This window comes from Asticcacaulis sp., assembly GCF_051956075.1.
Taxonomy (GTDB): domain Bacteria; phylum Pseudomonadota; class Alphaproteobacteria; order Caulobacterales; family Caulobacteraceae; genus Asticcacaulis.
Genome location: NZ_JBQCGA010000006.1, coordinates 51723 through 76023 on the forward strand (window position 1 = coordinate 51723; position 24301 = coordinate 76023).

Here is a 24301-nt window from a genome sequence, read left to right on the forward strand (position 1 = left end):
ACACCCCCCTCCATCTTGTCCTATGAAGGCGATCATAACGCCTCGATAGAATCCACAGGGAACCAAGATCTAAACAGGGAACCACCATGTCCGTATGTAAATCCGGGGACTTCCGCGCGCTTCTTATCAGCGGCGCGGCGATGATGGCCGTCATTTCGGCGCCGGCTTTCGCCCAAAACGAAAAGAACTTCAACATTCCAGCTCAGGACGCCGCCACGGCGATTCCGGCCTTCGTGCAACAGTCAGGCTACCAGGTGCTGGCCAAGGCCGACGACCTGCAGGGCGTGCGCACCAACGCCGTCCAGGGCCAGATGAGCGTGGGCGATGCGCTCGACCAATTGATCAAGGGAACGGGCCTTTCCGTGCGCACGCGCGACGCCGGATCGGCGGTTCTGGCGCGCGCTGGGGCGGCGACCGACAGTGCGGCGGCGCCCGAAGCCGATCCTCAGGAAGTCGTCGTGGTCGGTGTGCGCAAATCCTTGCGCGACGCGCTCGACGTCAAGCGCCACCAGACCGGCATTGTCGAGGCCATCTCATCCAAGGATATCGGCGCCCTGCCCGACGTGACCATCGCCGAGGAACTGAACCGTCTGCCAGGCGTGAACACCTCGCGCGACCGCGGCAACGCCAGCCAGGCCTCGATCCGCGGCCTCGGCTCGCGCATGGTGCTGGGCACGGTCGACGGGCGCGAAGTCGCCTCGTCCGAGCCCGACAGGAGCGTCAGATGGGAAATCTATCCCTCCGAAATGATCGCTGGCGCGGAAGTTTATAAATCCTCCGAAGCGAAGCTGATCTCGGGCGGCATTTCCGGCACGATTGACCTGCGCACCATCCGCCCGCTCGACTATTCCGGTCCCGCTCTCACTGTGCGCGCAGGCCCCCTCTATTATGACGGCGGCAAGGCGTTCCCCGGCTATGACGGCATGGGCTATCGTGGGTCGCTGGCCTATATTTTCAAGCCCGCCCCCAATTTCGGCGTCGCCATCGGCCTGACCTCACAGCAGCAGAAGAATGGCTATGAATCGGTGCAGGGCTGGGGCTACAATTCCGGCGCCGACAACGGCCCGGTGGTGGCCGGCGACGCCACCCATTACAACACGCCCTGGGGCAGTCAGGCCGAAGCCGACAAGCTGACCGAGACGCGCAAGGGCGCGTCCTTGGGACTGCAATGGAAGGCCTCCGATACGTTCGAACTGGCCTATGACCTGCTCTATTCTGACGTCAAGATTGATGAGGATCAGGATCAGGCCTGGTGGGGCAATAATGTCTGGGGCAACTGGGACGGCGGCAATGCGTCGAATTATTATGACGGCGCGACCGCTTCGGGCAAGAAGCCGACGATCCTGGGCAATGAAGACGTGGTGGCCGCCACGGTGACCTGGGCGCCCGATGAATCGGTGATCGCGAAGTACAATGAAGACAAGACGCTAATCGTCACCGGCCTGAACGGCAAGTGGACGACGCAGAACTGGACGGTCAGCCTCGACGGCTCCTATTCAGAGGCCGAGCGCTACAATGTCTGGGCGGCCTCCAAGCTCCAGTACTGGCCCGCTACAATGAGCTATGACTTCACGGGCAAACCGACGGTCACGGTGTCATCCGCGCCGGAGGATAACTGGCAGACCGGCGATTCAGGCCAGTGGGCGACCGGTCATGTCAAGGATACGCTCAGCGCTGTTCAGGCCGACGCCACGCGCCATTTCGGCGCCGGCGTTCTGACCTCGGTGAGCTTTGGCGCGCGCTACGCCGACCGCAAGAAGGTTCTGGGTAGCGCCAGCGGGACGGTGTCAGCTCTGTCGGGCTCAGGCATCGCCGCCGGAGGTCTGACCGCCTACCACTTCGACAATTTCGACATCCCCTCTCTTCTGACCGGCGATTTCGACACGGTGGCCAAGACATTGTACGGCCAGACCCTGCATTACGATCCAAAGGCCTATCCCGACACCGACCGCGTCGAAGAAAAGGTCTCTGAGGCCTATGTCGAGGGCGCCTACGCCACCGAGATGGGCGGCGTGCCGGTCGACGGAAACCTGGGCGTGCGCGTGCTCAGCGTGAACACCGACAGCCACGGAACGCAGACCGTGGCCGGAAGCTGGGTTGAAACCCCGCCGGGCAGCGGCAATTGGGTGCAGCAGATGGTGACCACGCCGGTGTCGGGCGGAACCAGTTACACGCGCCTGCTGCCGTCCTTCCAGATGCGCTTCGATTTCGGCGACGGCCATTATCTGAAAGCCGCCGCCGCGCAGGTCGTGTCGCGCCCGCCGCTCAACGACATGATCATTACGCGCCAGATCTCGTCGTCCGCGCCCTTTACCGGCGCGTCGGGCAATCCCTATCTGATGCCGTTCGAAGCGACGCAGTTCGACCTCAGCTACGAATGGTATTTCAGCAAGGACTCGCTGTTCGCCCTGGCCGGTTATTACAAGAAGGTGTCCAACTATGTCGGCTATTCCAGCCGCACAGAGACGATCGACGGTAATGTCTATGCGCTGACCTCGCCGGTGAACGCCTCCAAAGACGGCTATATCGCGGGCTCGGAACTCACCTTCCAGACCCCCTTCTATTTCATTCCCGGCGGCGAGCATTTCGGCGTTTATTCCAATTACGCCTATGCGACCTCAAACCTGCATGAGATGAGCGCCAATCTGCCGATGAACGGACTGGCGAAGAACACCGCCACCTTCGATCTGTGGTATTCCAATCATGGAATCGACGCGCGGCTGGGGACGAAATACCATTCGACCTACACCGCCATCTATGGCTGGAACGACTCGCAACTGATCCGCGTGCGCCCTGAGACGACGATGGATTTCTCGATCGGCTACACGGTGAATTCGCACGTTCAGGTCCGCTTTCAGGCCTATAACCTGCTGAACACGCCGCTCAAGACCTATAATGACAACCAGATCGACCGCTTGGGCCGCTGGGATTATTACGGTCATAGCTATCTGGCCGACATTACGTTCCGGTACTGATTGGTTGCGTCAGACGAAAGGCCGGGCCTTGACACCCAAGGCCGGGCCTTTTTTAATTTGCCATGAAAAATCATACAAAACGAGGAAGATCATGCCGAATCCCGCCCGACGCGACGTTCTGATCGGCGCCTCCGCCCTCGGCCTCCTGCCCGCCCTGGCCCTGACGCCTGCGCGCGCGCAAACGGCGCCAGGCGCTGCTGACGATCGGCGGGTCAGTTTCGACGACGGCTGGAGGTTCGCCTTCGGCCATCTTGACGACACAGACAAGGATTTTGGCTGGGGCAAGGATCAGCGCACCTACGCCAAACAGGGGCCGGATTCGGGTCTGGCTTCGCAGGCCGGGTTCGACGATTCCGGCTGGGCGAAGGTGAACCTGCCGCACGACTGGGCCGTCGCCCTGCCCTTCGTGCATAAGGAACCGAACCCTCCATTAAAACCCGACGATCACGGCGCGGTCTGGGACGGCGCGGCCAATCACGGCTATAAGCCTTTGGGTCGCGACTATCCAGAAACCAGCATAGGCTGGTACCGAAAAACCTTCAGCCTGACGCCTGCCGATAAGGGCAAAAAGGTGTTTTTGGAATTCGACGGCGTGTTTCAGGCCTGCGCAGTCATGGTCAACGGCTATATCGTCCGCGAGCACAAGGGGGGCTACGTCCCCTTCTCCATCGACATAAGCGATTTTTTAAACACCGACGATAAGCCCAATATCGTCGCGGTGCGCGTCGACGCCTCGCTTGGCGAAGGCTGGTTCTATGAAGGCGCCGGCATTTACCGACATGTCTGGCTGGTGAAAACGAACCCGGTTTATATTCCGAAGGACGGTGTTTGCATTCGCCCTAAGATGGACGGGACGGTCGAGGTCACGACGACGGTTCACAACGACACAGATCAGGCTCAAGCGCTCAAGGTTGTTGCCCGCGTGGCGCCTGCGACAGAAAACGATGTCCCCGTGTTCGATTATTCTGAGAAGGGCGTAACTCTTGCGCCTTTTTCATCCGCTGACGTGACGCTGACCGTCAAGTCAGGAATATATAGGCTCTGGTCGCTGGATGACCCGCGTGTAAGTCATGCCATGGTCGAGATCACCGATGCGCAAGGCGCGTCTCTCGATCAAATGCCTGTCCGCTTCGGCTTCCGCGACATCAAATTCGATCCCGACACCGGCGTGTGGCTGAACGGCAAGAGCATCAAGCTCAAGGGAACCTGCAACCACCACGACCATGCGGGCGTAGGCGCGGCGGTTCCTGATGCGATCCAGCGTTACCGGCTGGAGGTGCTGAAAAGCATGGGCTGCAACGCCATCCGCTCGGCGCACAATCCGCCGACGCCGGAGCTTTTGGATATGTGCGACGAGATGGGCATACTGGTCATCGACGAAACGCGCATGATGACTTCGTCGCAAGCGGGCCTCGACGATCTGGCCACCCTGATCAAACGCGACCGCAACCACCCTTCGGTCATTTTATGGTCGATCGGCAATGAGGAGCCGCAGCAGGGGACCGAACGCGGCGCGGTCATCGCACGTCACATGAAGCGCGTCTGCAACGCTCTCGACCCGACCCGTCCGATCACCGCCGCCATGGACAATGGCTATGGCAAGGGGATCAGCGACGTGATCGACGTGATCGGCTTCAACTATCGCGACCAGTTGATCGACGCTTACCACGCCGACCATCCGCATCAGCCGATCATCGGCACCGAAACCGCCTCCTGCGTCGGCACGCGCGGCGAATATGTCAAGGACGACGCGGCGCATATCGTCCCCGCCTATGACACAACCGCCCCGTGGTGGGCGACGACCGCCGAAGGCTGGTGGCCGCATTTCGACGCCAGAGCGTTCATCGGCGGCGGCTTCATCTGGACCGGCTTTGACTATCGCGGCGAGCCGACCCCTTATTCGGAATGGCCGTCGATCTCGTCGCAGTTCGGCGTGGTCGACACCTGCGGCTTCGCCAAGGACGCTTATTATTACTACCGATCATGGTGGCGCGACGAGCCGCTTTTGCACCTGTTTCCGCATTGGAACTGGGAAGGTCATGAAGGCCAAAACGTGCAGGTCTGGGCCTATTCCAACGCCGATGCGGTCGAGCTGTTCGTCAACGGCAAGTCGTTCGGCAAAAAGGCCATGGAAAAAGACCGGCACGTGCAGTGGGATGTCCCCTACGCGCCCGGAAAGATCGAAGCCTTCGCGTTCAAGAACGATAAGGTGATCCTGAAAGACAAACGTGAAACCGCAGGCCCGGCCGCGAAGGTCATTCTCACCGCCGACCGCTCACAGCTTTTCGGCGCAAAGGACTGCGCGTCGATCCGAGCGGAGATCTTCGATGCTCAGGGCCGTCCGGTTCCGAAGGCGAACAATTTGATCCGCTTCACCGTCGCCGGTCCCGCCGACGTGATCGGCGTCGGCAATGGCGATCCCAACTGCCACGAAGCCGACAAGGCGACGCAGCGCTCGGCTTTCAATGGCTTGGCCTGCGCCATCGTCCAGGCGCACGGATCAGGCTCTGTGACCGTTACAGCCGAATCCGACGGGTTGAAGTCGTCATCCATAAAGCTTTCGGTCGGCTAAGGCGCATTTGCGCCTTACGCTCTTGGGGTGCAGCCGTCCCTTGATGGCAAGGCCTTGAGGCGGGCCGCATCCCAACCACCTATGCCGTCAAGCCGCGCTGAGCTGGGCCACGAAATCCTGCAAATCGCTGCGCAGAGCTGTGGCGTCGACATCAAGTTGCTGAGACAGGCCAAGCAATTGCGTCGATACGCTGGCCGTCGCGTGGGTCAGGCCGCGCACCGTCCCGATCTGCGCGGTGACGTCGCGCGTAGCGTTCGCCGCGCGGTGGGTGTGCGAGGCGATATCGTGAGTGGCCGCGCCCTGCTGCTCGACAGCGCCAGCGATCTCTGTTGTGGCGTTGCGTATACGCTCAATCGTGCTGGCGACCGCGTCAATGGAGGTCACCGTCATCTGGGTCGCGCCCTGAATATCGGCTATGCGCGCAGCGATGTCATCGGTCGCGCGGGCCGTCGCTGCGGCGAGCTGCTTAACTTCAGAGGCGACAATGGCGAAGCCCTTGCCAGCCTCCCCGGCGCGCGCCGCTTCGATGGTGGCGTTAAGCGCCAGAAGATTGGTCTGCGCTGCGATCGCGCGGATCAACTCGATGACGTCACCAATCTTCTGAGCCGACGCCGTCAGCGTATCGGCCTGGGCCTGAACGCGTCCAGCCTCTGTCACCACCTCAACAGCCGTGGTGGCCGACAGGTGTACACGTCCTGAAATCTCGTTGACCGAGGTCGCCAGCTCTTCGCTTCCCGAGGCGACCGTCGTCACGCTGTCATTGGTGTCTGAGGACAGGGCGGCCAGCGTATTCGCCGCAGTGTTGGTTGTGTCGGCGTTTTCGTTGAGGTGCTGCGACGTCGAAGCGAGGATCTTGGACGTCTCGGCCAGAGCCTCGAGCCGATTTTTAACGCGCGCGATAAAGCTAGACGAAAGCGCTTCGCGAGCCTCATGGCGCGTACGGTCCTGGGCAAACATCTGCTCCTGTTCCTCGCCAAGGCGTCGCGCCTCGGCTTCTGACTGCTGCGCGGCGGCAAGAGAGGCCTGGGCGCTTGCAAACAGGGCCTGAAGCTGACGCACGATCCAGGCCAGAACGGCCGTCTGCACGATCAGCACTACAGCGTGAAGCGCTACGCGGATCAGATCGCTTTGGCCAGATGAGTTTAAAGGTGGGTAGTTAATCAGAACTTCAATATAGGCTGCGCCAGAACGTCGCGGCAGGCGCCTCAGGGGGCGCGTCTTCGCCGCGCAGACGCCTGCATCGTCTGAGATGCAAAGGGCTTGAGCGGCGCTGAAACGGCTCGGAGCCGCAATGTCAGCCACGGATAGTGCGCGTCATTACGCGTGCGTGACCGCCTTGTCGAACAGCTTGACCATATGGGCGCAGAAGGCGGGCAGATCGTCGGGCTTGCGGCTGGTGACGAGGGCGCCATCGACCACGCACTGATCGTCGAGCCAGTTTGCGCCTGCATTGCGCAGGTCCGCCTCCAGCGACGGCCATGAGGTCATGCGTTTGCCGGCCACGCCGCCCGCATTGATCAGCGTCCATGGACCATGACAGATGGCGGCGATGGGCTTTTTGCCGTCGACAAACGCCTTCACAAACGCCACGGCGGCGGCGTCTATGCGTAGATGGTCTGGATTCATCACCCCACCGGGTAGGACAAGCGCGTCGAAGTCGCGCGCATGGGCATCGGTAATCGCCAGATCGACCTTGAAACGATCGCCCCAGTCCCTGCCGCTCCAACCGCGAATTTCACCGGGCTTGAGCGACACGAGCACGGTCTTGGCGCCCGCCTGATCGAGCGCCTGACGCGGCTGAGTCATTTCGGATTGTTCAAATCCATCTGTCGCCAAGATGGCGACCTTCACATTGGCGAGGGTTGCTTGGGTCATTCTACGTCTCCTTGTCTTTGCCCCGCCGGTTGCAGGCGCATCTAAGGCGAGACGCGATAAACATCCTATACGAATTGGGCGGCGCAGTCGCCGGATCTTGGCCTTTGGTCAAATTGCCGCAGTCATCTCAAGTTGAGTTGACTTCGGTTCATTCGCGCCGCACGGCAATATGGCATTGAAACTGCGAGGGCCGGGGAAGGATTAAATTCGCCATGACCGAGTCTCCATCGCAACCCGGGGCCGAAGCGGCTCACAAGGCCGCGCCCTCCTTCGAACAGAGCCTGCCTTTTTTCTGGCCCGTCTCCGCAGCGTTAAACCTGGAGGAAGACGCATTCCGCATCTTCGGCGACAATCTTGATTTCCTCGCCGAAGCCGAAAAGCTCAATGATCCCAAGCCTCCGACATGGGCGACCAGTAACAAGATGCGCCTCGACATGGATACGATGCGGCTGCTCGACTTCAGCGACGCCGCCGCCGGCGCGGCGACGCCTGTGCTGATCGATGCGCCTTATGCAGGACACAGATCCACCATCGCCGATTACGACAAGGGGCAAAGTCTCGTAGAAACCCTGATGAACAGCGGCCTGCGACGCGTATGCGTCACCGATTGGAAGCCCGCGACTCCCGAAATGCGCGACTTTGATATCGACAAGTATTTGGCCGAACTCAATGTCGCTATCGACGAACTGGGCGGGCAAGTTCATCTCGTGGGTCTGTGTCAGGGCGGATGGCTGAGCGCCATGCTGGCGGCGCGTTTTCCGCACAAGGTGAAGACCCTTGTGCTGGCGGGATCGCCGATCGACACCGACGCCGGAGATGGGCCGATCAAACACATGGCGCACGCCCTGCCGTTTCAAACCTATCAGAAAATGGTCGAACTTGGCGGCGGATTGATGCCGGGTCGCTTCATGCTGGCCGGATGGAAGAATATGCACCCCAAGGCGCAGTACCTCGAAAAATACGCCGACCTTTACAGGAATATCGAGGATAAGAGCTACATTGTCCGCACCGAGAAGTTCGAGCGCTGGTACGAAAACCCGCTCGACCTTCCGGGTCGCTACTATCTTCAGGCGATCAAGGACCTGTTCAAGGACAATCTGTTCGCCAAGGGCCGATTTAAGGGGCTTGGGCGTTTGCTGAACCTAAAGGACGTCACCTGTCCGACCTATCTGCTGGCGGGCGAAGCTGATGACATTACGACCAGGGAACAGGTCTTCGCCGCCGAGCATCTTATCGGCACGCCGCCGCAAAACATTGTCCGACGGCTCGTTCCCGGCGGGCATATCGGTCTCTTCATGGGATCTCGCACCTTAAAGGAGGTCTGGCCGGACATCGCCAGCTGGATCATCAGCTATGACTGAGACCGAGCTCGATTCGCCGACCCCGCCAGACGTCGGCCTGAGCGCTGAGGAGGCCCGTCAACGCTTTCAGAGGTTCGGGCCGAACGAGCTTGCGGAAAAGGATGTTCCCGTCTGGCGACGGCTCCTGCAATTCTTCTGGGGGCCGATCCCCTGGATGATCGAGGCGGCGGCCATCCTGTCCCTTATCCTCGGGGATCTGGCTGATTTTTCGATTATTCTCGTTATGCTGATCGCCAATGCCGGGGTCGGCTTCTGGCAGGCCTTTAAAGCTGACAACGCCATCAAGGCGCTTAAACAGCGCCTGGCGCCGTCCGCAAGAGTGCTACGGGACTAAATGGTCGGACATACCCGCGCGCGAGCTTGTTCCCGGAGACATTATCGCCATCGGGCTCGGCAATATCGTGCCTGCGGACGCCAGTCTGATCGACGGCGCCTATATCAGCCTTGATGAATCAGCCCTGACCGGAGAGTCGCTGCCTGTCGACAAAAAGGTCGGCGACGCTGTCTATTCTGGCGCCATTGTGAAGCTGGGCGCCATGCGCGCCCAGGTCACAAAGACCGGCATGAACACCTATTTCGGTAAGACGGCGGGCCTTGTCGAAACAGCGCAGACGAGATCTCATTTTCAGAGGGCCGTGCTGAAGATCGGCAACTTCCTGATCCTCGCCGCCGTCGGCCTGATCGCGCTGATCTTCATCGTCGCCATGTTCCGGCACGAATCCTTCCTCAAAACCCTGCAATTTGCGCTGATCCTCACTGTCGCCGCCATCCCGGTCGCCATGCCCGCCGTCCTCTCCGTGACCATGGCGGTAGGCGCGGCGAAACTTGCTAAGATGCAGGCCATCGTTTCGCGCCTCGCCGCCATCGAGGAACTGGCCGGCATGGACGTCCTGTGCGCCGACAAGACCGGCACCTTGACACAAAACGTCCTGACCTTAGGCGAGCCTCAGGCATCAGGCGCAGACCCGGCGGAACTCCTTCTGGCGGCGGGCCTCGCCAGCGAAGCCGCGCATCCGGACGCCATCGACAAGGCGGTTCTGGCCGGGTGCGACGCAAAAAAGCTCAAAGCTTTTACGCACCGCACATTCACGCCCTTTGACCCGGTGCACAAACTCACCCAGGCTGATGTCACGGGCCCGAACGGCGATTTTCGCGTCAGCAAGGGCGCGCCGCAGGCGATCCTTGACCTTGTTGGCTTAAACGACCCGGAGCGCGCGCGCGCCGAGGCGCAGGTCGCTGAGCTGGCGGACAAGGGCTACCGCGCGCTGGGCGTGGCGCGTACAGGCGCAGATGGCGCATGGGTCTGGCTGGGCCTGCTGCCGATCTTCGACCCGCCGCGCGCAGACTCCGCGACGACGCTTGCGACGACGCAGGCGATGGGGGTATCGGTCAAGATGATCACCGGCGATCATGAAGCCATCGCCCGGCAGATCGCGGGCAAGCTGGGCCTCAAGGGCGTCATCCTGTCGGCGAGCGAGGTGTTCGCCGATCCGACAAAGACCTCAATCGTCGCCCTGCTCGAAAAGGCCGCGGGCGTCGCGCGTGTCTTTCCCGAACACAAGTTCAAAATCGTCAAGGCCCTGCAGGCCGACGGCCACATTGTCGGCATGACCGGCGACGGCGTCAACGACGCCCCCGCGCTCAAACAGGCCGATATCGGCGTCGCCGTCAGCGGCGCCACGGACGCAGCGCGCGCCGCCGCCGACCTTGTCCTCACCGCCCCCGGCCTCAGCGTCATCATCTCCGCCATCGAAGAGGCCCGGCGCATCTTCGGGCGCATGACCAGCTATGCCGTGTTCCGCATCGCCGAAACCATCCGCGTTCTGTTGTTCATGACCCTGTCCATTCTCGTCTATAACTTCTATCCGGTCACGGCGGTCATGATCGTGCTTTTGGCCATGCTCAACGATTTTCCGATCATGATGATCGCCTATGACCAGACACGGTTGGCGAAGGCGCCCGTGCGCTGGAACATGAGCCGCGTTCTGACGCTTTCGAGTGTGCTGGGCGTATCCGGCGTCGTCGCCAGCTTCCTCCTGTTCTGGTATTGCGACAGCGTCCTGCATTTGCTGCGCGAAACGATCCAGACTCTGATCTTCCTCAAACTGCTGGTAGCCGGTCACCTGACCCTCTACGTGACGCGCTCGCAGGGCTGGTTCTTCAGCAAGCCCTGGCCCGATCTGAAGCTGTTTCTCACCTGCGAGCTGACGCAGGTCATCGGCACCCTTATGGCCGTCTATGGCGTCTTCGTACACCCGATTGGCTGGACGGCGGCGCTTTGGGTCTGGGCCTATGCCCTCGCCTGGCTGCCTTTATCGAGCGCGATCGCCGTGACCGTACGACTGGCGCTGAAACGCTGGCGCCGCCCGAACGACCTTGCAGATCGGGCGGCGTAAACGCTCCGACCGCTACTTGCCCTGTCCGGGCGCATTGGGAAATTGCAGCGACTCGTAATAGCCGAGGTCGTGTTCCGGCGGCGCCTCGCCTGTGGGCAGGCTGAGGCCGTTCTTGCTCTGGAAATAGGCGATCATGGCGTCGCGCCACCATTTGGCCTCGCGCGCCTGGATGGCGAGGTTTTCGCTGACCGCCGTAAAGCGTCTGTCATCGACATAGGGTTTCATGTCGGCCCAGGTCGTCTGCATGTCATGCACATAGTCCACGCCCACATCATAGTGCGCGATCAGATCGGGCCATAAGGGCTTTTCGTCGGCGGAGACGAAATCCCATGGGACGTGATGGAACCAGAGCAAAAAGCGCGGATCCATCGTCTTCGGATCGCTCCACTTCGCCGCCGCCTCCGGCGCGTATTGCGCCAGCGCGTCCGAACCGGTCGCGGTGCGGTCAAAGCCGATCCCGCCCTTGTCCGCCTTGGCGTAATAGCACGGATTCCATTCCGGGCGGGCCAGATCGCAGACCCATGGGCCGGGGCCGTAATGGTGGCCCGTCGCCATCTGGTGCGCCAGACCGAGCGGCGTCATATAATCGACCACGGCTTCGTGCGAGCCCATCATCATGTTCACAACCGGCGTCACGAAGGCCGGATTGTCCGAAAAGGTCATCTTCGTCCAGTCGCTGGCTATGGCTTTCGGATCGGCGTCCGGGTTCCATGCCAGACGGCCATAGGCATACCAGTTGGCCTGATTGAAGTCCGTGCCCGTCCAGTCGCGATCCGCGCCGATATTCGACACGCCCGCCATCGCGGTCAGCCGGTTGCCGTAAACCTTGCCTTCCAGCACCTTGGCGACCGTGGTTCCGGGGCCCTGTTGATAAGTGTCCGACTGCAACGCCTCCCGCCACATCGGCGCCAGATAGACGAGATGCGTGGCCTGGCCGAGATATTCCTTGGTGATCTCGACCTCCATCATCTCATTGGTCTCGGTCAGGGCGCCGAACAAAGGCGAGAACGGCTCGCGCGGCTGGAAGTCGATGGGGCCGTTCTTGATCTGGATGATGACATTATCGTCGAACTGGCCGTCCAGCGGTTTGAACTCGTCATAGGCCTGCTTGAAGCGATCCTCCGGATTGTCGCTAGCATAGACGAAGGCGCGCCACATCACGACGCCGCCATGCGGTTTCAGCGCCCGCGCCAGCATATTGGCGCCTTGCGCATGCGTGCGGCCAAAATCGCCGGGACCGGGCTGGCCCTCGCTTGAGGCCTTGACGAGGAAACCGCCGAAATCCGGGATCGCCTTGTAGATGGCGTCCGTGCGCTCTTGCCACCATTTGATCACCTGCGGGTCGAGCGGGTCGGCTGTGGGCAGGCCGCCCAACGCCTTGGGCGAGGCGAAATTGACCGACAGATAAACCTTCATCCCCCACGGGCGCAGCATGTCGGCGATGGCCGCCGCCTTAGCGATGTAGCGGTCGCTCAAGACGAGTGGCGAGGCGTTGACATTGTCGATCACCGCGCCATTGATCCCGATCGAGGCGTTGGCGCGCGCATAGTCGGTCAGGCGCGGATCTTTCAGGTCGGGCAGCCGCCACCAGTCGAAGATCGAGGCGCCCGCATAGCCGCGCTCCACCGAACCGTCGAGATTGTCCCAGTGGTTGAGCAGGCGCAAATCCGTCTTCGGCGCGTCGGATATATTCAGGTGGCCGAGCGGCTGGCGCGTCTGGATCAGGCTGAGATAGCGAAAAGCGCCATAGAGGACGCCCCGGTCGCTATTGGCCGCGATCACCGTCACCGGCTTGCTGTTCAAGCTTATGCTGCGAATTAAAAAGCCTTCTTCACCAAGGCCTTGCAAAGGTAGTTTCAGATTTTTAATCAGGCCGGACGAAGCGGGCGTTCCGAGGATCAGCGCCCCGGCCTGCACAGTTTTCACGCGCGCCGCGTCGCGGCCCAGCAGCCCCTTCAGGCCGCGCTGTAGTTCAGATTCCGCCGAGCGCTGCAAGGGCGTGTCACCGCCGAGGATCGCGCTGACATTTAGGTTGCGCGCATAGGCTGCTTCGACCGGGCGATAACGTAGCCACAGGTCATAGCCATCCTCGTCGGGAAGGCTGGCCGCCGTCGCCACCGAGGCGGAGAACAGCATGAGCATCAGGCTCAACAGGATTCTGAGTTTCATGACGTTTCTCCCTGATTTTTATAGTTTATAGGCCGATTTGGCGAGATCATAGGCTAAGGCGCGCGCCACCTCATGCGCCTCGTCCTCCGGCAGGCGGTGTTCGGCGACCAGTTGCGCCAGCCACACGCAGTCCATGCGCCGGGCTACGTCGTGCCGCGCCGGGATCGACAGAAAGGCGCGCGTATCGTCATTGAAGCCGACCGTATTGTAAAAACCCGCCGTTTCGGTGACCTGCTCGCGGAAACGCCGCATCCCCTCCGGGCTGTCGTTGAACCACCAGGCCGGGCCGATCTTCAGCGCCGGATAGTGGCCCGCCAACGGGGCCAGTTCGCGCGCATAGGTCGTCTCGTCCAGCGTGAACAGGATCAGCGTCAGGCGCGGATCATTGCCGAACCTATCGAGCAGCGGCCTCAACCCGTGGACGAACTCGCCCGGCAGCGGGATGTCGGCGCCCATATTGGCGCCGAAACGGGCCAGCAGAGACGGGTTGTGGCTGCGATAGACGCCGGGATGCAGTTGCATCACCAGGCCGTCGTCGATCGACATGCGCGCCATCTCGGTCAAAACCTGAGCGCGGAACAGGTCGGCTTCGGCGGCGCTGGTCTTTCCGGTGCGCACCTGAGCATAGAGAGCCTCGCAGTCAACGATTGACAGGTCCGCCGTCGTAGCGCGCAAATGGCCGTGATCGCTCGAGGTCGCCCCCATCTCGCGGAAGGCGTCGCGGCGCTTTTCGTGCGCGCGCAGATATCCCCGCCAGTCGCCGACATCTTCGTCGGCGATCTCAGCGAAGGCGCGCAGATTATCAACAAAGCCAACGCCTTCCGGGTCGGTGACGGCGTCCGGGCGATAGGCGGTCACCACCCTGCCCGCCCAGCCGCTGTCGCGAATGGCCTTGTGATGGCGCAAATCGTCGAGCGGGCCTTCGGTCGTAGCGATGACCTCAATCTTGAAACGCTCAAAAAGCGCGCGCGGGCGAAAGGCCGGATCGCGCAGCAGCATGTCGATACGGTCGTAATAGAGGTCGGCGGTAGCGGCCTCCAGCCGCACCTCAAGCCCGAACACCTCGGCGAACACCCAGTCCAGCCACATGCGTGACGGCGTGCCACGGAACAGGTGATAATGCTCTGCGAAACGACGCCAGACCTTACGCGGATCGTTTTCAACGGTTGATCCGTCCAAGGCCGGGATGCCGAGGTCTTCGAGCCGCACGCCCTGGGAATAAAGCATTCGGAACACGTAATGATCCGGCTGGATCAGCAAGGCGGCCGGATCGGAAAACGGCGCGTTGTCCGCGAACCATTGCGGGTCGGTATGGCCGTGCGGCGAGATAATCGGCAGGTCCTTTACCTCGTCGTAAAGTCTCCTCGCGAGCGCGCGCTGCGAGGGCTCGGCGGGAAACAGGCGGTCGGGGTGCAGACGCAAGGGGTGCAGGTTTTGGGGGTGCAGATTTTTTGGGGGGCGCATGAACTACTCGATATTGGCCCGGCCCCAGCGCGGGCAGATCAGATGCACGACGATGAGAGCCAGGAGATAGGCCACGGATGAGACCATAAAGATCGGCGCATAGTCGCCATGGGTGGTTTGCAGGATGACGCCCGCAAACTTGGCCATCAGCATGCCGCCGCAAGCCCCGGCCAGCCCGCCCAGACCCGCCACAGTGCCAGACGCATAATGCGGGAACAAGTCGCCCGGGACGGTGAACAGATTGGTCGAAAAGCCCTGATGCCCGGCGCAGGCCAGGCCGATCAGCACGACCGCGATCCACATATGAGGCGCGAACCCGGCGAAGGCGACCGGCAGAACGACGCAGGCCATGACCGCCATCGCGGCTTTACGCGACCAGTTGGTGGTCCAGCCCGCATGTAAGAACCGTCCAGACAGCCAGCCGCCGAAGATTGAGCCCAGATCGGCCAGCACATAGATGGCGACCAGAGGCGGCCCAAAACCCATGTCCTTGACGCCGAACTGCTTGGCGAAGAAGGACGGCAGCCAGAAGAGGAAGGTCCACCACACCGGGTCGATCAGGAAGCGCCCGGCCATATAGGCCCAGGCCTGCGGGGTTTTCAGGATTTTGCTGTAGGGCGCCTTGCGCGTCTCTCTGACGAACGGATCCGTTTCAATCCACGCCACCTCACCGGCGCTGGCCATCCTGTGCTGGCGCGGCTTGCGATAGAATAACAGCCACGCCGCCAGCCAGATGAAGGACAGGGCGCCGGTAATGATGAAGCACATGCGCCAGCCGAAGGCGAGCATAATGGCGGGCACAATCAAGGGCGTGACCACCGCGCCGACATTAGCGCCTGCGTTGAGAATGCCGATGGCCAGCGCCCGCTCGCGCTTGGGGAACCAGTCATTGACCGCAACCAGGGCCGCCGGATAGGTCGCCGCTTCGCCCATGGCCAGAGGTATGCGCGCAAAGATCATACCCGTCGTCGTCGTGACCACTGCATGCAGCATATGGCCGAGCGTCCACAGCAGCATGGCCAGCGTATAGCCGAGCTTGGCGCCGATACGGTCAATGATGCGTCCGGCGATCAGAAAGCCTATGCCATAGATGAGCTGAAAATAGAGGGCTACGTCAGCGTAGCCGGTCTCGCTCCAGTGATATTGCGCGGCCAGATGCGGCTTTAGAACCGAGATCACAAGCCGGTCGATATAGGACAAAACGACGGCGGCAAACAGGATGAAGCAGACAATCCAGCGCGTATAGCCCACAGGCTTGACGGGTGGACGCGCATCATCCGGCGTCATGTCTGACGTTTCCATAGCGTTTCCTTTGCGCCTTGTGTCAGCGCTTTACGGGTGACGGCCTGTTGCGCAGGCTCTCCGAGAAGGCTCTTGATGGCCCTACCAGTTGAACAACGTGCCGTCCTTGAGCCGGTTCACCGGCAGATAGGCGCGTTGGTACGGGTATTTGGCCGCCTTTTCCTCATCGATGTCAACGCCAAGCCCGGGCGTTTCTGAGGCATAGAGGAGCCCATCTTTGAAATGATAGCCGTGTGGAAAGACTTCGTCGGTCGCTTCTGTGTGGCGCATATATTCCTGAATGCCGAAGTTCGGGATCGAGCGGCCGACATGCAGCGCCGCCGACATGGTGATGGGCGACAGGTCGGTGGCGCCATGGCAACCGGTGCGCACGCCATACACATCGGCGAAGGCCGCGATGCGCTTTAAATGCGTGACGCCGCCCGCATGCACGACCGTGGCGCGGATATAGTCGACCAACTGGTTCTGGATCAGATCCTTGCAGTCCCAAAGCGATGAGAAGATTTCACCGACGGCCAGAGGCGTGGTGGTGTGCTGGCGGATCAGTCGGAAATTGTCCTGATTTTCCGCCACGACCGCGTCCTCCATCCAGAAGGGACGATAGGGCTCCAGATCGCGTCCCAGACGGCCCGCCTCGATCGGCGAAAGGCGGTGGTGGACGTCGTGCAAAAGATGCGGCTCATCGCCCAGCGCCTCGCGCGCGGCGGCGAACAGCTTTGGCACGACGCGCATATAGGCCTCGGTGTCCCACAGGTTTTCCGTCGGCAGATCGGCGTCGGCGGGTTCGTAGAACATCTTGTCCTTGGAGACGCCATAGGTCGAGTTAAGGCCCGGCACGCCGCATTGCAGGCGGATCGCTTTATAGCCTTTTTCCTTATAGCTTTGCGCCACCTCGACGGTTTCCTCGATCGAGACGCCGTTGGCGTGGCCATAGACCATCATGCCTTCGCGGCATGCGCCGCCTAAGAGCTGATAAAGCGGCAGGCCAGCGATCTTGGCCTTGATGTCCCACAAGGCCATATCGACCGCGGCGATAGCGGTCATGGTGACAGGGCCGCGCCGCCAGTAGGCGCCGCGATAAAGATACTGCCAGATGTCCTCAATGGCGTGGGCGTCGCGACCGATCAGGCAGGGGATGACATGGTCTTCAAGATAGCTGGCGACCGCAAGCTCGCGACCGTTCAGCGTCGCATCGCCCACGCCATAGACCCCTTGATCGGTTTCAATCTTGAGCGTCACAAAATTGCGCCCAGGGCAGGTCACGATAACGCGGGCGCTTAGAATGCGCGCGCCCTGAGACGCGCCCTGAGACGCGTTCTGAGCAGGCGACTGAGGGGCGGGAACGGTATGCAACATGTGAGTTTTCACCTTGAACGCGGAGGCGCGTAAATTATTGGCCTGACCAATGCATCATTTTTCCAACGACATCAACCCGAGAATTTCCCTACTGGGGCCCCAAGCCGCCCATTCACGACCTTTTATCTGCAAAATAATGCATTTACGAGTTTTTTACAGGGGTTTTCCAGTGCGTAGACGTGGCAAAAAAGTCACGCCCGAAGCCGGATCTATAATTAGTCCGACAAGAATCTGGATTATAGGTAAGACCAAATTGACAGCATTTGCAGACTTGGTTACACAGCCACACAATGTGAGCGATAACATTTCGTGAAATTTGCGCACATGCGGTCAGGCCGCAATCATAAACAGGGTTTGACCTCGTAAACGAGGTTAAGGAGAACAAGCATGTTAAAGACGAAGGGGCGCGCCGGCGCGCTCAAGACGATTCTGCTTGGCGCAACCGTGCTCGGCGCGAGCGCGCTGAGCACGGGCTTCGCCCTCGCCGCACAGGCGCAGGACGCAGGGGCTGACAAGGCGAAAAAAGACGATTCGACTGTCGTGGTTGTCACCGGCTATCGCGCCTCCTTGCAGAACGCGACCAAGGCTAAGAAAAACGCCACCAATTTCACGGAATCCATTTTCGCTGAAGATATGGGCAAGTTCCCGGATCTGAACATGGCCGAAGCCATGCAGCGTGTTCCGGGCATGGTGGTTCAGCGCGACGCCCTCACCGGCGACGGCACCCAGATCTCGGTGCGCGCCCTGCCGGCCAGCTTTACGCTCGTCACCATGAATGACAACCGCGTCGCGGTTGCTTCTGACTTCGGCTTTACCGGCTCGTCCTCGCCCAACCGCGAGGTCGATCTGGACATGTTCCCGACCGAGCTGTTCAATCGCGTGGACGTCTCTAAGACGCCCAGCGCCGACACCATGGAAGGCGGCATCGCCGGGACGGTCAATCTGCAGAACGCCCGACCGTTCGACCGCAAGGGCGCGCACCTGTCCTTGTCCTTGCAAGGCAGCTATAACACCAATGCGCGCGACTACTCCCCGCGCTTTTCGGCGGTCGCCTCTAAGACGTGGGACAAGTTCGGCATTCTGGCCGGTTTCGTATCGTCGAAAAAGAAGGTTTTCTCGGACGGTTTTGAAACCATTGGCTGGTCCGATCCGAACCTGTCGAATTTCTGCACCGGCTGCGATCCCAGCCTGAGCTTCGATTCCAGCGGCAATCCGGTCAATATCGGCGGCTCCAACGGATTTAAATTCTCGAACACCGTCTATCCGTACACGGGCAATGGCCTGACGCCGGGAACGACCCTGAGCGAAGCTGACCTGCTGGCCCTCAACCCAGGCCTGACAGAGACTCAGCTCAAGAGCGCCGTCCTGCCGCGCCTGGGTCGCAACTACCTGCTGGATGGCGATTCCAAACAGAACATCGGCCTGATCTCGATGGAATATCGCCCGAACGACGATTTACGCTTCACCTTCGACATCTTCGGCGGCAAGGCGCAGCGCGACGCCATCCGCACCGACATGATGTGGGTGATCCGTTCGACCGGCGCCAATGACGGCTATAATGGCGGCATGATCCCGCTGAACATGCAGGTCGACAGCAACAATGTCGTGACGTCCGGAACCTTCGCCAATTCGGCCTTCCTGTCGGAAACCAACCACTATGTCGACGATACCGGCATAGCCAGCTTCAATACGGGCATGAACTGGAAGCTGACCGACACCCTGACCTGGGATGCGGAACTGGCCTACACGCACTCGACCTATGAGCGCGACGTCACCTTCTTGAAATTCACCACGCCCGCGAACACCAACATCACGGTCGATTACAAGAACGACGGCGGCAATGATATCCCGACCATCAATCCGAACGTCAATCTGAACGATCCGAATCTGGGCTGGCGCACCTTCCAGGTGCTGCTGCAACGCGACAAGCGCTACGTCAATGCCCACTCCTTCCACACCAACCTGACCAAGGAACTGGGCGAGTGGCGCCTTAAGGCGGGCATTGCGTACGACTCCTACGTCCGCAGCATCGACGTGCACGACAACTCGACCAACTATTCGAATGCGTTCAAGGCGGCGATCCCGGATTCGGCCCTCGGCCAGTATCTGGTTCCGATGACCGTCAAAAACATGATGAGCGGCGTCTCGGGCACAGGCTACACAAGCTTCATTGAGCCGAACTTCTCCAAGATCGAGCAGGCGACCAATTACGACACCTATCTGAACGCCAACGGCAGCATCACGACCGGCACCACCTATAACGGCGCCGGCGCCGGCTTCATCAAGGAGAGGATCAATAACGCCTTCGCCGTCGCCTATTATGACGGCTCCTTGTTCAATGTTCCGGTGAAATCGAACTTTGGCCTGCGCTATCAGAAAACCGACCAGACCGTGACCTCGCCGTCGAGCGTCAACGGCCAGATCATCTATCTGACGACCGAGCACAAGTATAGTGACGTGCTGCCCTCGTTCAACGCGGTGGCCAACGTCACCGATAAGTTCAATCTGCGCGTCGCCGCCTCCAAGACCATGACGCGCGCCAATCCGTCGCAAATGACCTCCCAGCTCAACTACTCTGATCCGGGCGGGCAGAATGCGTCCTCGGGCAATCCGGCGCTCAAGCCCTACTACTCCAACAATTTCGATATTGGCGGCGAGTACTATACGGGCGGCGCGGGCTATGTCGGCCTGACCTTCTTCCAAAAGGTTATCAGCAACTACACCACCAATGTCACGAGCATCGTGCCGTTCAATTCTCTGGGCGTGAATTACACCGACACGACCTCGCAGCAGCAGACGGCGATCGCCACGCAGCTGGGAACGACGGTTGCAGCCATCACCGCCAATCCGAGCCTCTTGAACAGCTTCAACATCAACCTGACCCAGCCGATCAATGCGAGCACCAAGCTGAAGCTGAACGGCGAGGAGTTCATGTGGGTGCAACCGCTCGACTTCCTGCTGAATGGTCTGGGCTACAGCGTCAACTACACCCACTTCAGCTACAACAATATCGCTCTGGCGCTCGGCATTCCAGACGACACCTATAACCTGACCGCCTACTACGAAAAGGGTCCGTTCTCGGTGCACGCCTCTTACGCCGACGTCAGCCGCACGCCGATCGGCATCATGCCCTCCGCCAACAACATGGCCTATAACTGGTATAGCGCCGAACGCCACCAGATCGACCTGTCGGCGGCGTACAAGTTCAAGCTCTATGGGCTTGACCAGAGCATTACGCTCGATGCGGTCAATCTCGATAAGCAGGGGTATCGCAACTACTATACCCTCAAGAACATACCCTATAGCTATAACAACCCGGGCTCGACCATCTATATCGGCTGGCGCGCTCAGTACTAGGCCAACCCCTTGCGACGGCGGGGGCCTTCCTGCCCGCCGTCGCGTTTTTCTCTCCCCGACGCAATCTGGCTTTTTTGCGTTAGACTACGGCGGCCCGTCCTCCTGGCGAGCCGCCGTCTTTTTTTATCGATCGGACTTCGCCCATGCGCACATTGCCGCTCATCAGCCTGGCCTTAGCCCTCCTCACCAGCCAGGCTCTCGCATCGGAGCCGCCGCATCTGGCCAAGCAGGGTTCGGCGACGCAAATTATCCTTGATGATCACCCGTTCCTGATGCTCGGCGGCGAACTGGGCAATTCGACCGCTTCTGATCCCGCCTATCTCAATGCGCAATGGGGCAAGCTCGACAGCATCGGTCTGAACACCCTCTTCATGCCTGTGGAGTGGGATCAGATCGAACCAAAAAAGGGGTATTTCGATTTTTCAGTGATCGACGCCGATATCGCGCAGGCGAAAGCCCATCATGTCCATCTCGTTCTTCTCTGGTTCGGCGCCTGGAAAAATTCGATGTCGACCTATGCGCCTGCATGGGTCAAACACGACTGGAAAACCTATAGCCGCGCCCGCGATGAGAAGGGCGTGGCGCAGGATATTCTCTCACCGTTCGATTCCGATACGCTCACGGCCGACAGCGCCGCCTTTTCCGCGCTGCTGGCGCATCTGAAGGCGACGGACGCCGACCATACCGTCCTGATGATGCAGGTCGAAAACGAGATCGGCATGCTTTCATGCGCGCGCGATCACAGCGCCGCGGCGAATTCCGCCTGGAACGGCCCCGTCGCGCCAGAGCTGATCGCCTATTTGAAGGCGCACAAGGCCAGTCTGCGCCCTGAACTCACTGAGCTCTGGGCGGCCCATGGCTATCGCGAAACCGGAAGCTGGAGCGACGTCTTTGGCTCTGACGCCGCGGGACAGGAAGTGTTTCAGGCCTGGTATTTCGCCCGCTACGCTGACGCGGTGACGCGCGCTGGCAAGGAAGCCTATGACCTTCCCATGTATGTCAATGTCGCACTGAACCGCCCCGGCAAGGCCCCCGGAGACTATCCGAGCGCAGGCCCCCTGCCGCATCTTTTCGATGTCTGGAAGGCCGGCGCCCCCGCCATCGACATCATCGGCATCGACCACTATTTCCCTGACTTCATCGCGTGGGCCAAACAGTTCAAACGCCCTGACAATCCCTTCCTGACGCCGGAGTCCAATCAGGCGGGCTTTATTCAGGCGCCCGGCAACGCCTGGTACGCGTTCGGCCAGCTCGACGCGATGAGCTTCTCGCCCTTTTCGATCGAAAACCTGCCCGATCACGATCCGATCATCGCGACCTATGCCGCCTTGAAAGAACTGACGCCGCTGATTTTGCAAAGTCAGGGCAAAGACCTGATGCGCGGCTTTAGAGCCCCGGTCGCTTATGACGGAACCGTCGATGAGACGCCACAGGTCTTTGATCTGGGCGGCGTGCGCTTTTCCGCCAATATGGTCTATCCGTGGGTCGCTAAGGATAAACAGAATGTCGCAGAGCATGGCGGCATGATCATAGAGACCGGTAAGGACGAATTCATCGTCGCCGGGACGGGCATTACGCTCCGATTCAGCGATCCTGACGGGAAAGATCAGATCGGCATGGAACAGGTGGTCGAAGGCCATTTTGAAAATGGCGAGTTCATCGAGGGCCGCTGGCTGAACGGCGACGAAATCCATCAGGGACGCCAGTTGCAGATTCCGTCGGGTCAGACCTGGATCCTGCGCTTGCGGCTCTACCGATACCAGTAGGGCGCGTTAACATCCGTTAACGACCTGCAGTATCCCTTTGCAAAGGATTGCAAGCGATAATGGACGCCTCAACCCCTGGAGTTGCGTTCGCCATGCACGTCCTGTTCCTCTGCACATTCAATATCGGCCGCTCGATCATGGCCGAGGCGCTCCTGAACGCGCTCGACGGCGAGCGCGTAAAAGGCTGGTCAGCCGGCGAAGCGCCGAAGGAGAAGGTCTCGCCTATGGTGTTAGGCCTGCTGCAGAGACATGACATCTCGACAGACGGGCTTCACCCAAAATCATGGCGCGCCTTTGTGGGTGGCCATGAACCCAGGATCGACCTGGCGATCACGCTTTGCAATAACGCCGTCGGCGAGATGTGCCTTTCCTCCTTAGAGCGCATTCCGATCGCGCATTGGGATATTCCGGACCCGAGTTCTGCGAGCGACGCCGCCGAACGCGAGCGCCTGCTCCACCACGCCTACGCCATCTTAACGCGGAACATCACCGCCCTTTTAGACCTTCCCGAGGACTTTACCGGCAAACGCCTTGTCCGAGCCGTCAATCTGATCGGCTTTGAGAACGCCTTGAGCGATGCGCCTATGCCTGGTCTTGAAAAAGCGTCCTAAAACGATCCGGTTGAAAGTTTGGCATAAAGGTCATACCCTTGGCGGGCAATTTATAATAAAGACCCTCTATGTCCGACCCCAAGAAGCTTTATCGCCGCATCGCCGATTCCATCGCCGCCGAAATCGAGTCCGGCCACTATAAGCCGGGCGACCGCCTGCCGACCGAACGCGAACTGGCCGTGCAGTTCGGCGTCAGCCGACCCTCGTTGCGCGAAGCCATGATCGCCCTTGAAATTATGGGCCTCATCGAAGCCAAGCAGGGTCTTGGCATCACCGTGTCGCCGCCCAAGCACCGCTCACCGCCTATCACCGATTCTGAAATCGGCGCGTTTGAGCTGATCGAAGCGCGCCGCCTCTTTGAGGGCTAGGTCGCCGCCCTCGCCGCTCCGCTGATCAGCGACGAGCAACTGAGCGAACTTGAAAACCTGATCAAGGATATGGGCGATTCAGATCAGGGCAAGGCGGAAAAGGCCGACCGCGACTTTCATATGCTGATTGCGCAATCGACCGGGAACGGCGCTATGGTGTCGAGCATCGAAAATCTCTGGGACTGGCGCTATACCTCCCAGCTCGCCCGTAACATCCTCGCGCGCGCCGCCAATCTTGGCATGAATGATCGCATACGTGAGCACACGGACATTCTCGATGCGCTGAGAACCCGATCTCCGGTCGCGGCGCGGCAGTCAATGCACGATCACATGGACCGGGTGATCGAACATCTCTTACGCGCGACAGAGCTGGTTGCGGTCGAAAACGCGCGTAAAGCATCATCTGAACGCAGACAGACTATGGCTACCAGATTCAAGGCGTTAAGCGCGGACTCCTAACCTAAACCGTAACTATCGGCCGCAGCTTGGCTGAGCGCGTGAAACGTTTGCTGGCTCTGTTGTTCATCGCGAGGGCGTGAGCGAAGGTGCGGTGGACCCCATGAGTTGGACAGAAACTGTGCAGACTTAAGAGAGAGTCTTGCCGGTTAATTGTCGCTGGCGGTGCCGCCAGAATCTCGGTGTTTCAAGCTACCATCTTTCCTTGATCGATTGAATCCCCTTCCTGCTGTTGAGGCTGTGGGGATGTGTGCAACGCGCTTGCGTTGTGCA

General features: G+C 60.4%; 14 protein-coding genes and 1 pseudogene. 9 read left to right on the plus strand and 6 right to left on the minus strand.

Annotation, left to right across the window (positions count from 1 at the left end; genetic code table 11):
* Positions 1–86: 86 nt before the first annotated feature.
* Both ACTHLA_RS01340 and galA read left to right on the plus strand, forming a co-directional pair.
* Positions 87–2975, plus strand: a complete 2889-nt coding sequence (locus tag ACTHLA_RS01340) for a TonB-dependent receptor (RefSeq protein WP_440184465.1) — start codon at positions 87–89, stop codon at positions 2973–2975.
* 91 nt (positions 2976–3066) lie between these two features.
* Entirely contained in the window at positions 3067–5547 is a 2481-nt protein-coding gene (gene galA / locus ACTHLA_RS01345; RefSeq protein ID WP_440184467.1) for a beta-galactosidase GalA, read from the plus strand.
* 87 nt (positions 5548–5634) lie between these two features.
* On the opposite strand, the gene ACTHLA_RS01350 is transcribed toward galA, so the two are convergent.
* Positions 5635–6633 carry a methyl-accepting chemotaxis protein gene (locus tag ACTHLA_RS01350; RefSeq protein WP_440184470.1) on the minus strand — a complete coding sequence of 333 codons (999 nt, stop codon included), beginning with the start codon at positions 6631–6633 and terminating at the stop codon, positions 5635–5637.
* Between the two features lie 231 nt (positions 6634–6864).
* Positions 6865–7422 (minus strand): type 1 glutamine amidotransferase domain-containing protein, encoded by a 558-nt coding sequence (locus ACTHLA_RS01355; protein WP_440184473.1) that lies wholly within the window; start codon positions 7420–7422, stop codon positions 6865–6867.
* A gap of 212 nt (positions 7423–7634) precedes the next feature.
* Here ACTHLA_RS01355 and ACTHLA_RS01360 point away from each other — a divergent pair, with 212 nt between their 5' ends.
* From ACTHLA_RS01360 to ACTHLA_RS01370, 3 genes are read left to right on the plus strand one after another with little or no spacing between them, the layout of a single operon-like run.
* Positions 7635–8783 (plus strand): alpha/beta fold hydrolase, encoded by a 1149-nt coding sequence (locus ACTHLA_RS01360; RefSeq protein ID WP_440184475.1) that lies wholly within the window; start codon positions 7635–7637, stop codon positions 8781–8783.
* Complete coding sequence (locus ACTHLA_RS01365; RefSeq protein ID WP_440184478.1) at positions 8776–9117, plus strand: cation-transporting P-type ATPase; 342 nt, start codon at positions 8776–8778, stop codon at positions 9115–9117. The genes ACTHLA_RS01360 and ACTHLA_RS01365 overlap by 8 nt, the downstream gene beginning before the upstream one ends.
* Positions 9020–11179, plus strand: a complete 2160-nt coding sequence (locus ACTHLA_RS01370) for a plasma-membrane proton-efflux P-type ATPase (RefSeq protein WP_440184480.1) — start codon at positions 9020–9022, stop codon at positions 11177–11179. Before ACTHLA_RS01365 ends, ACTHLA_RS01370 begins: the two co-directional genes overlap by 98 nt.
* A 12-nt stretch (positions 11180–11191) precedes the next feature.
* Here ACTHLA_RS01370 and ACTHLA_RS01375 read toward each other — a convergent pair whose 3' ends face one another.
* From ACTHLA_RS01375 to manD, 4 genes are all read right to left on the minus strand, one after another.
* Positions 11192–13348, minus strand: a complete 2157-nt coding sequence (locus ACTHLA_RS01375) for an alpha-glucuronidase family glycosyl hydrolase (RefSeq protein WP_440184482.1) — start codon at positions 13346–13348, stop codon at positions 11192–11194.
* A gap of 18 nt (positions 13349–13366) precedes the next feature.
* Positions 13367–14812: a glucuronate isomerase gene (uxaC, locus tag ACTHLA_RS01380; RefSeq protein WP_440184484.1), complete on the minus strand. Its 1446-nt coding sequence runs from the start codon at positions 14810–14812 to the stop codon at positions 13367–13369.
* A 3-nt stretch (positions 14813–14815) separates the two neighbouring features.
* Positions 14816–16114: an MFS transporter gene (locus tag ACTHLA_RS01385; protein WP_440184486.1), complete on the minus strand. Its 1299-nt coding sequence runs from the start codon at positions 16112–16114 to the stop codon at positions 14816–14818.
* Positions 16115–16195: 81 nt separating this feature from the next.
* Positions 16196–17470: a D-mannonate dehydratase ManD gene (gene manD, locus ACTHLA_RS01390; protein WP_440184489.1), complete on the minus strand. Its 1275-nt coding sequence runs from the start codon at positions 17468–17470 to the stop codon at positions 16196–16198.
* A 387-nt stretch (positions 17471–17857) separates the two neighbouring features.
* On the opposite strand from manD, the gene ACTHLA_RS01395 reads away from it, so the two are divergent.
* From ACTHLA_RS01395 to ACTHLA_RS01410, 4 genes and pseudogenes are all read left to right on the plus strand, one after another.
* Positions 17858–20827, plus strand: a complete 2970-nt coding sequence (locus ACTHLA_RS01395) for a TonB-dependent receptor (protein ID WP_440184491.1) — start codon at positions 17858–17860, stop codon at positions 20825–20827.
* Positions 20828–20970: 143 nt separating this feature from the next.
* Positions 20971–22593, plus strand: coding sequence for a GH35 family beta-galactosidase (locus ACTHLA_RS01400; RefSeq protein ID WP_440184493.1), 1623 nt, complete (start codon positions 20971–20973; stop codon positions 22591–22593).
* 59 nt (positions 22594–22652) lie between these two features.
* Positions 22653–23204, plus strand: coding sequence for an arsenate-mycothiol transferase ArsC (locus ACTHLA_RS01405; RefSeq protein ID WP_440184496.1), 552 nt, complete (start codon positions 22653–22655; stop codon positions 23202–23204).
* Between the two features lie 68 nt (positions 23205–23272).
* Positions 23273–24031, plus strand: a pseudogene (locus ACTHLA_RS01410) (FadR/GntR family transcriptional regulator).
* The last annotated feature ends 270 nt before the right edge of the window (positions 24032–24301 follow it).

Coding starts and splice junctions, on each gene's coding strand:
- ACTHLA_RS01340 (WP_440184465.1), top strand. CDS start 87: ATGTCCGTATGTAAATCCGGGGACTTCCGCGCGCTTCTTATCAGCGGC.
- galA (WP_440184467.1), top strand. CDS start 3,067: ATGCCGAATCCCGCCCGACGCGACGTTCTGATCGGCGCCTCCGCCCTC.
- ACTHLA_RS01355 (WP_440184473.1), bottom strand. CDS start 7,422: ATGACCCAAGCAACCCTCGCCAATGTGAAGGTCGCCATCTTGGCGACA.
- ACTHLA_RS01360 (WP_440184475.1), top strand. CDS start 7,635: ATGACCGAGTCTCCATCGCAACCCGGGGCCGAAGCGGCTCACAAGGCC.
- ACTHLA_RS01365 (WP_440184478.1), top strand. CDS start 8,776: ATGACTGAGACCGAGCTCGATTCGCCGACCCCGCCAGACGTCGGCCTG.
- ACTHLA_RS01370 (WP_440184480.1), top strand. CDS start 9,020: ATGCCGGGGTCGGCTTCTGGCAGGCCTTTAAAGCTGACAACGCCATCA.
- ACTHLA_RS01375 (WP_440184482.1), bottom strand. CDS start 13,348: ATGAAACTCAGAATCCTGTTGAGCCTGATGCTCATGCTGTTCTCCGCC.
- uxaC (WP_440184484.1), bottom strand. CDS start 14,812: ATGCGCCCCCCAAAAAATCTGCACCCCCAAAACCTGCACCCCTTGCGT.
- ACTHLA_RS01385 (WP_440184486.1), bottom strand. CDS start 16,114: ATGGAAACGTCAGACATGACGCCGGATGATGCGCGTCCACCCGTCAAG.
- manD (WP_440184489.1), bottom strand. CDS start 17,470: ATGTTGCATACCGTTCCCGCCCCTCAGTCGCCTGCTCAGAACGCGTCT.
- ACTHLA_RS01395 (WP_440184491.1), top strand. CDS start 17,858: ATGTTAAAGACGAAGGGGCGCGCCGGCGCGCTCAAGACGATTCTGCTT.
- ACTHLA_RS01400 (WP_440184493.1), top strand. CDS start 20,971: ATGCGCACATTGCCGCTCATCAGCCTGGCCTTAGCCCTCCTCACCAGC.
- ACTHLA_RS01405 (WP_440184496.1), top strand. CDS start 22,653: ATGGACGCCTCAACCCCTGGAGTTGCGTTCGCCATGCACGTCCTGTTC.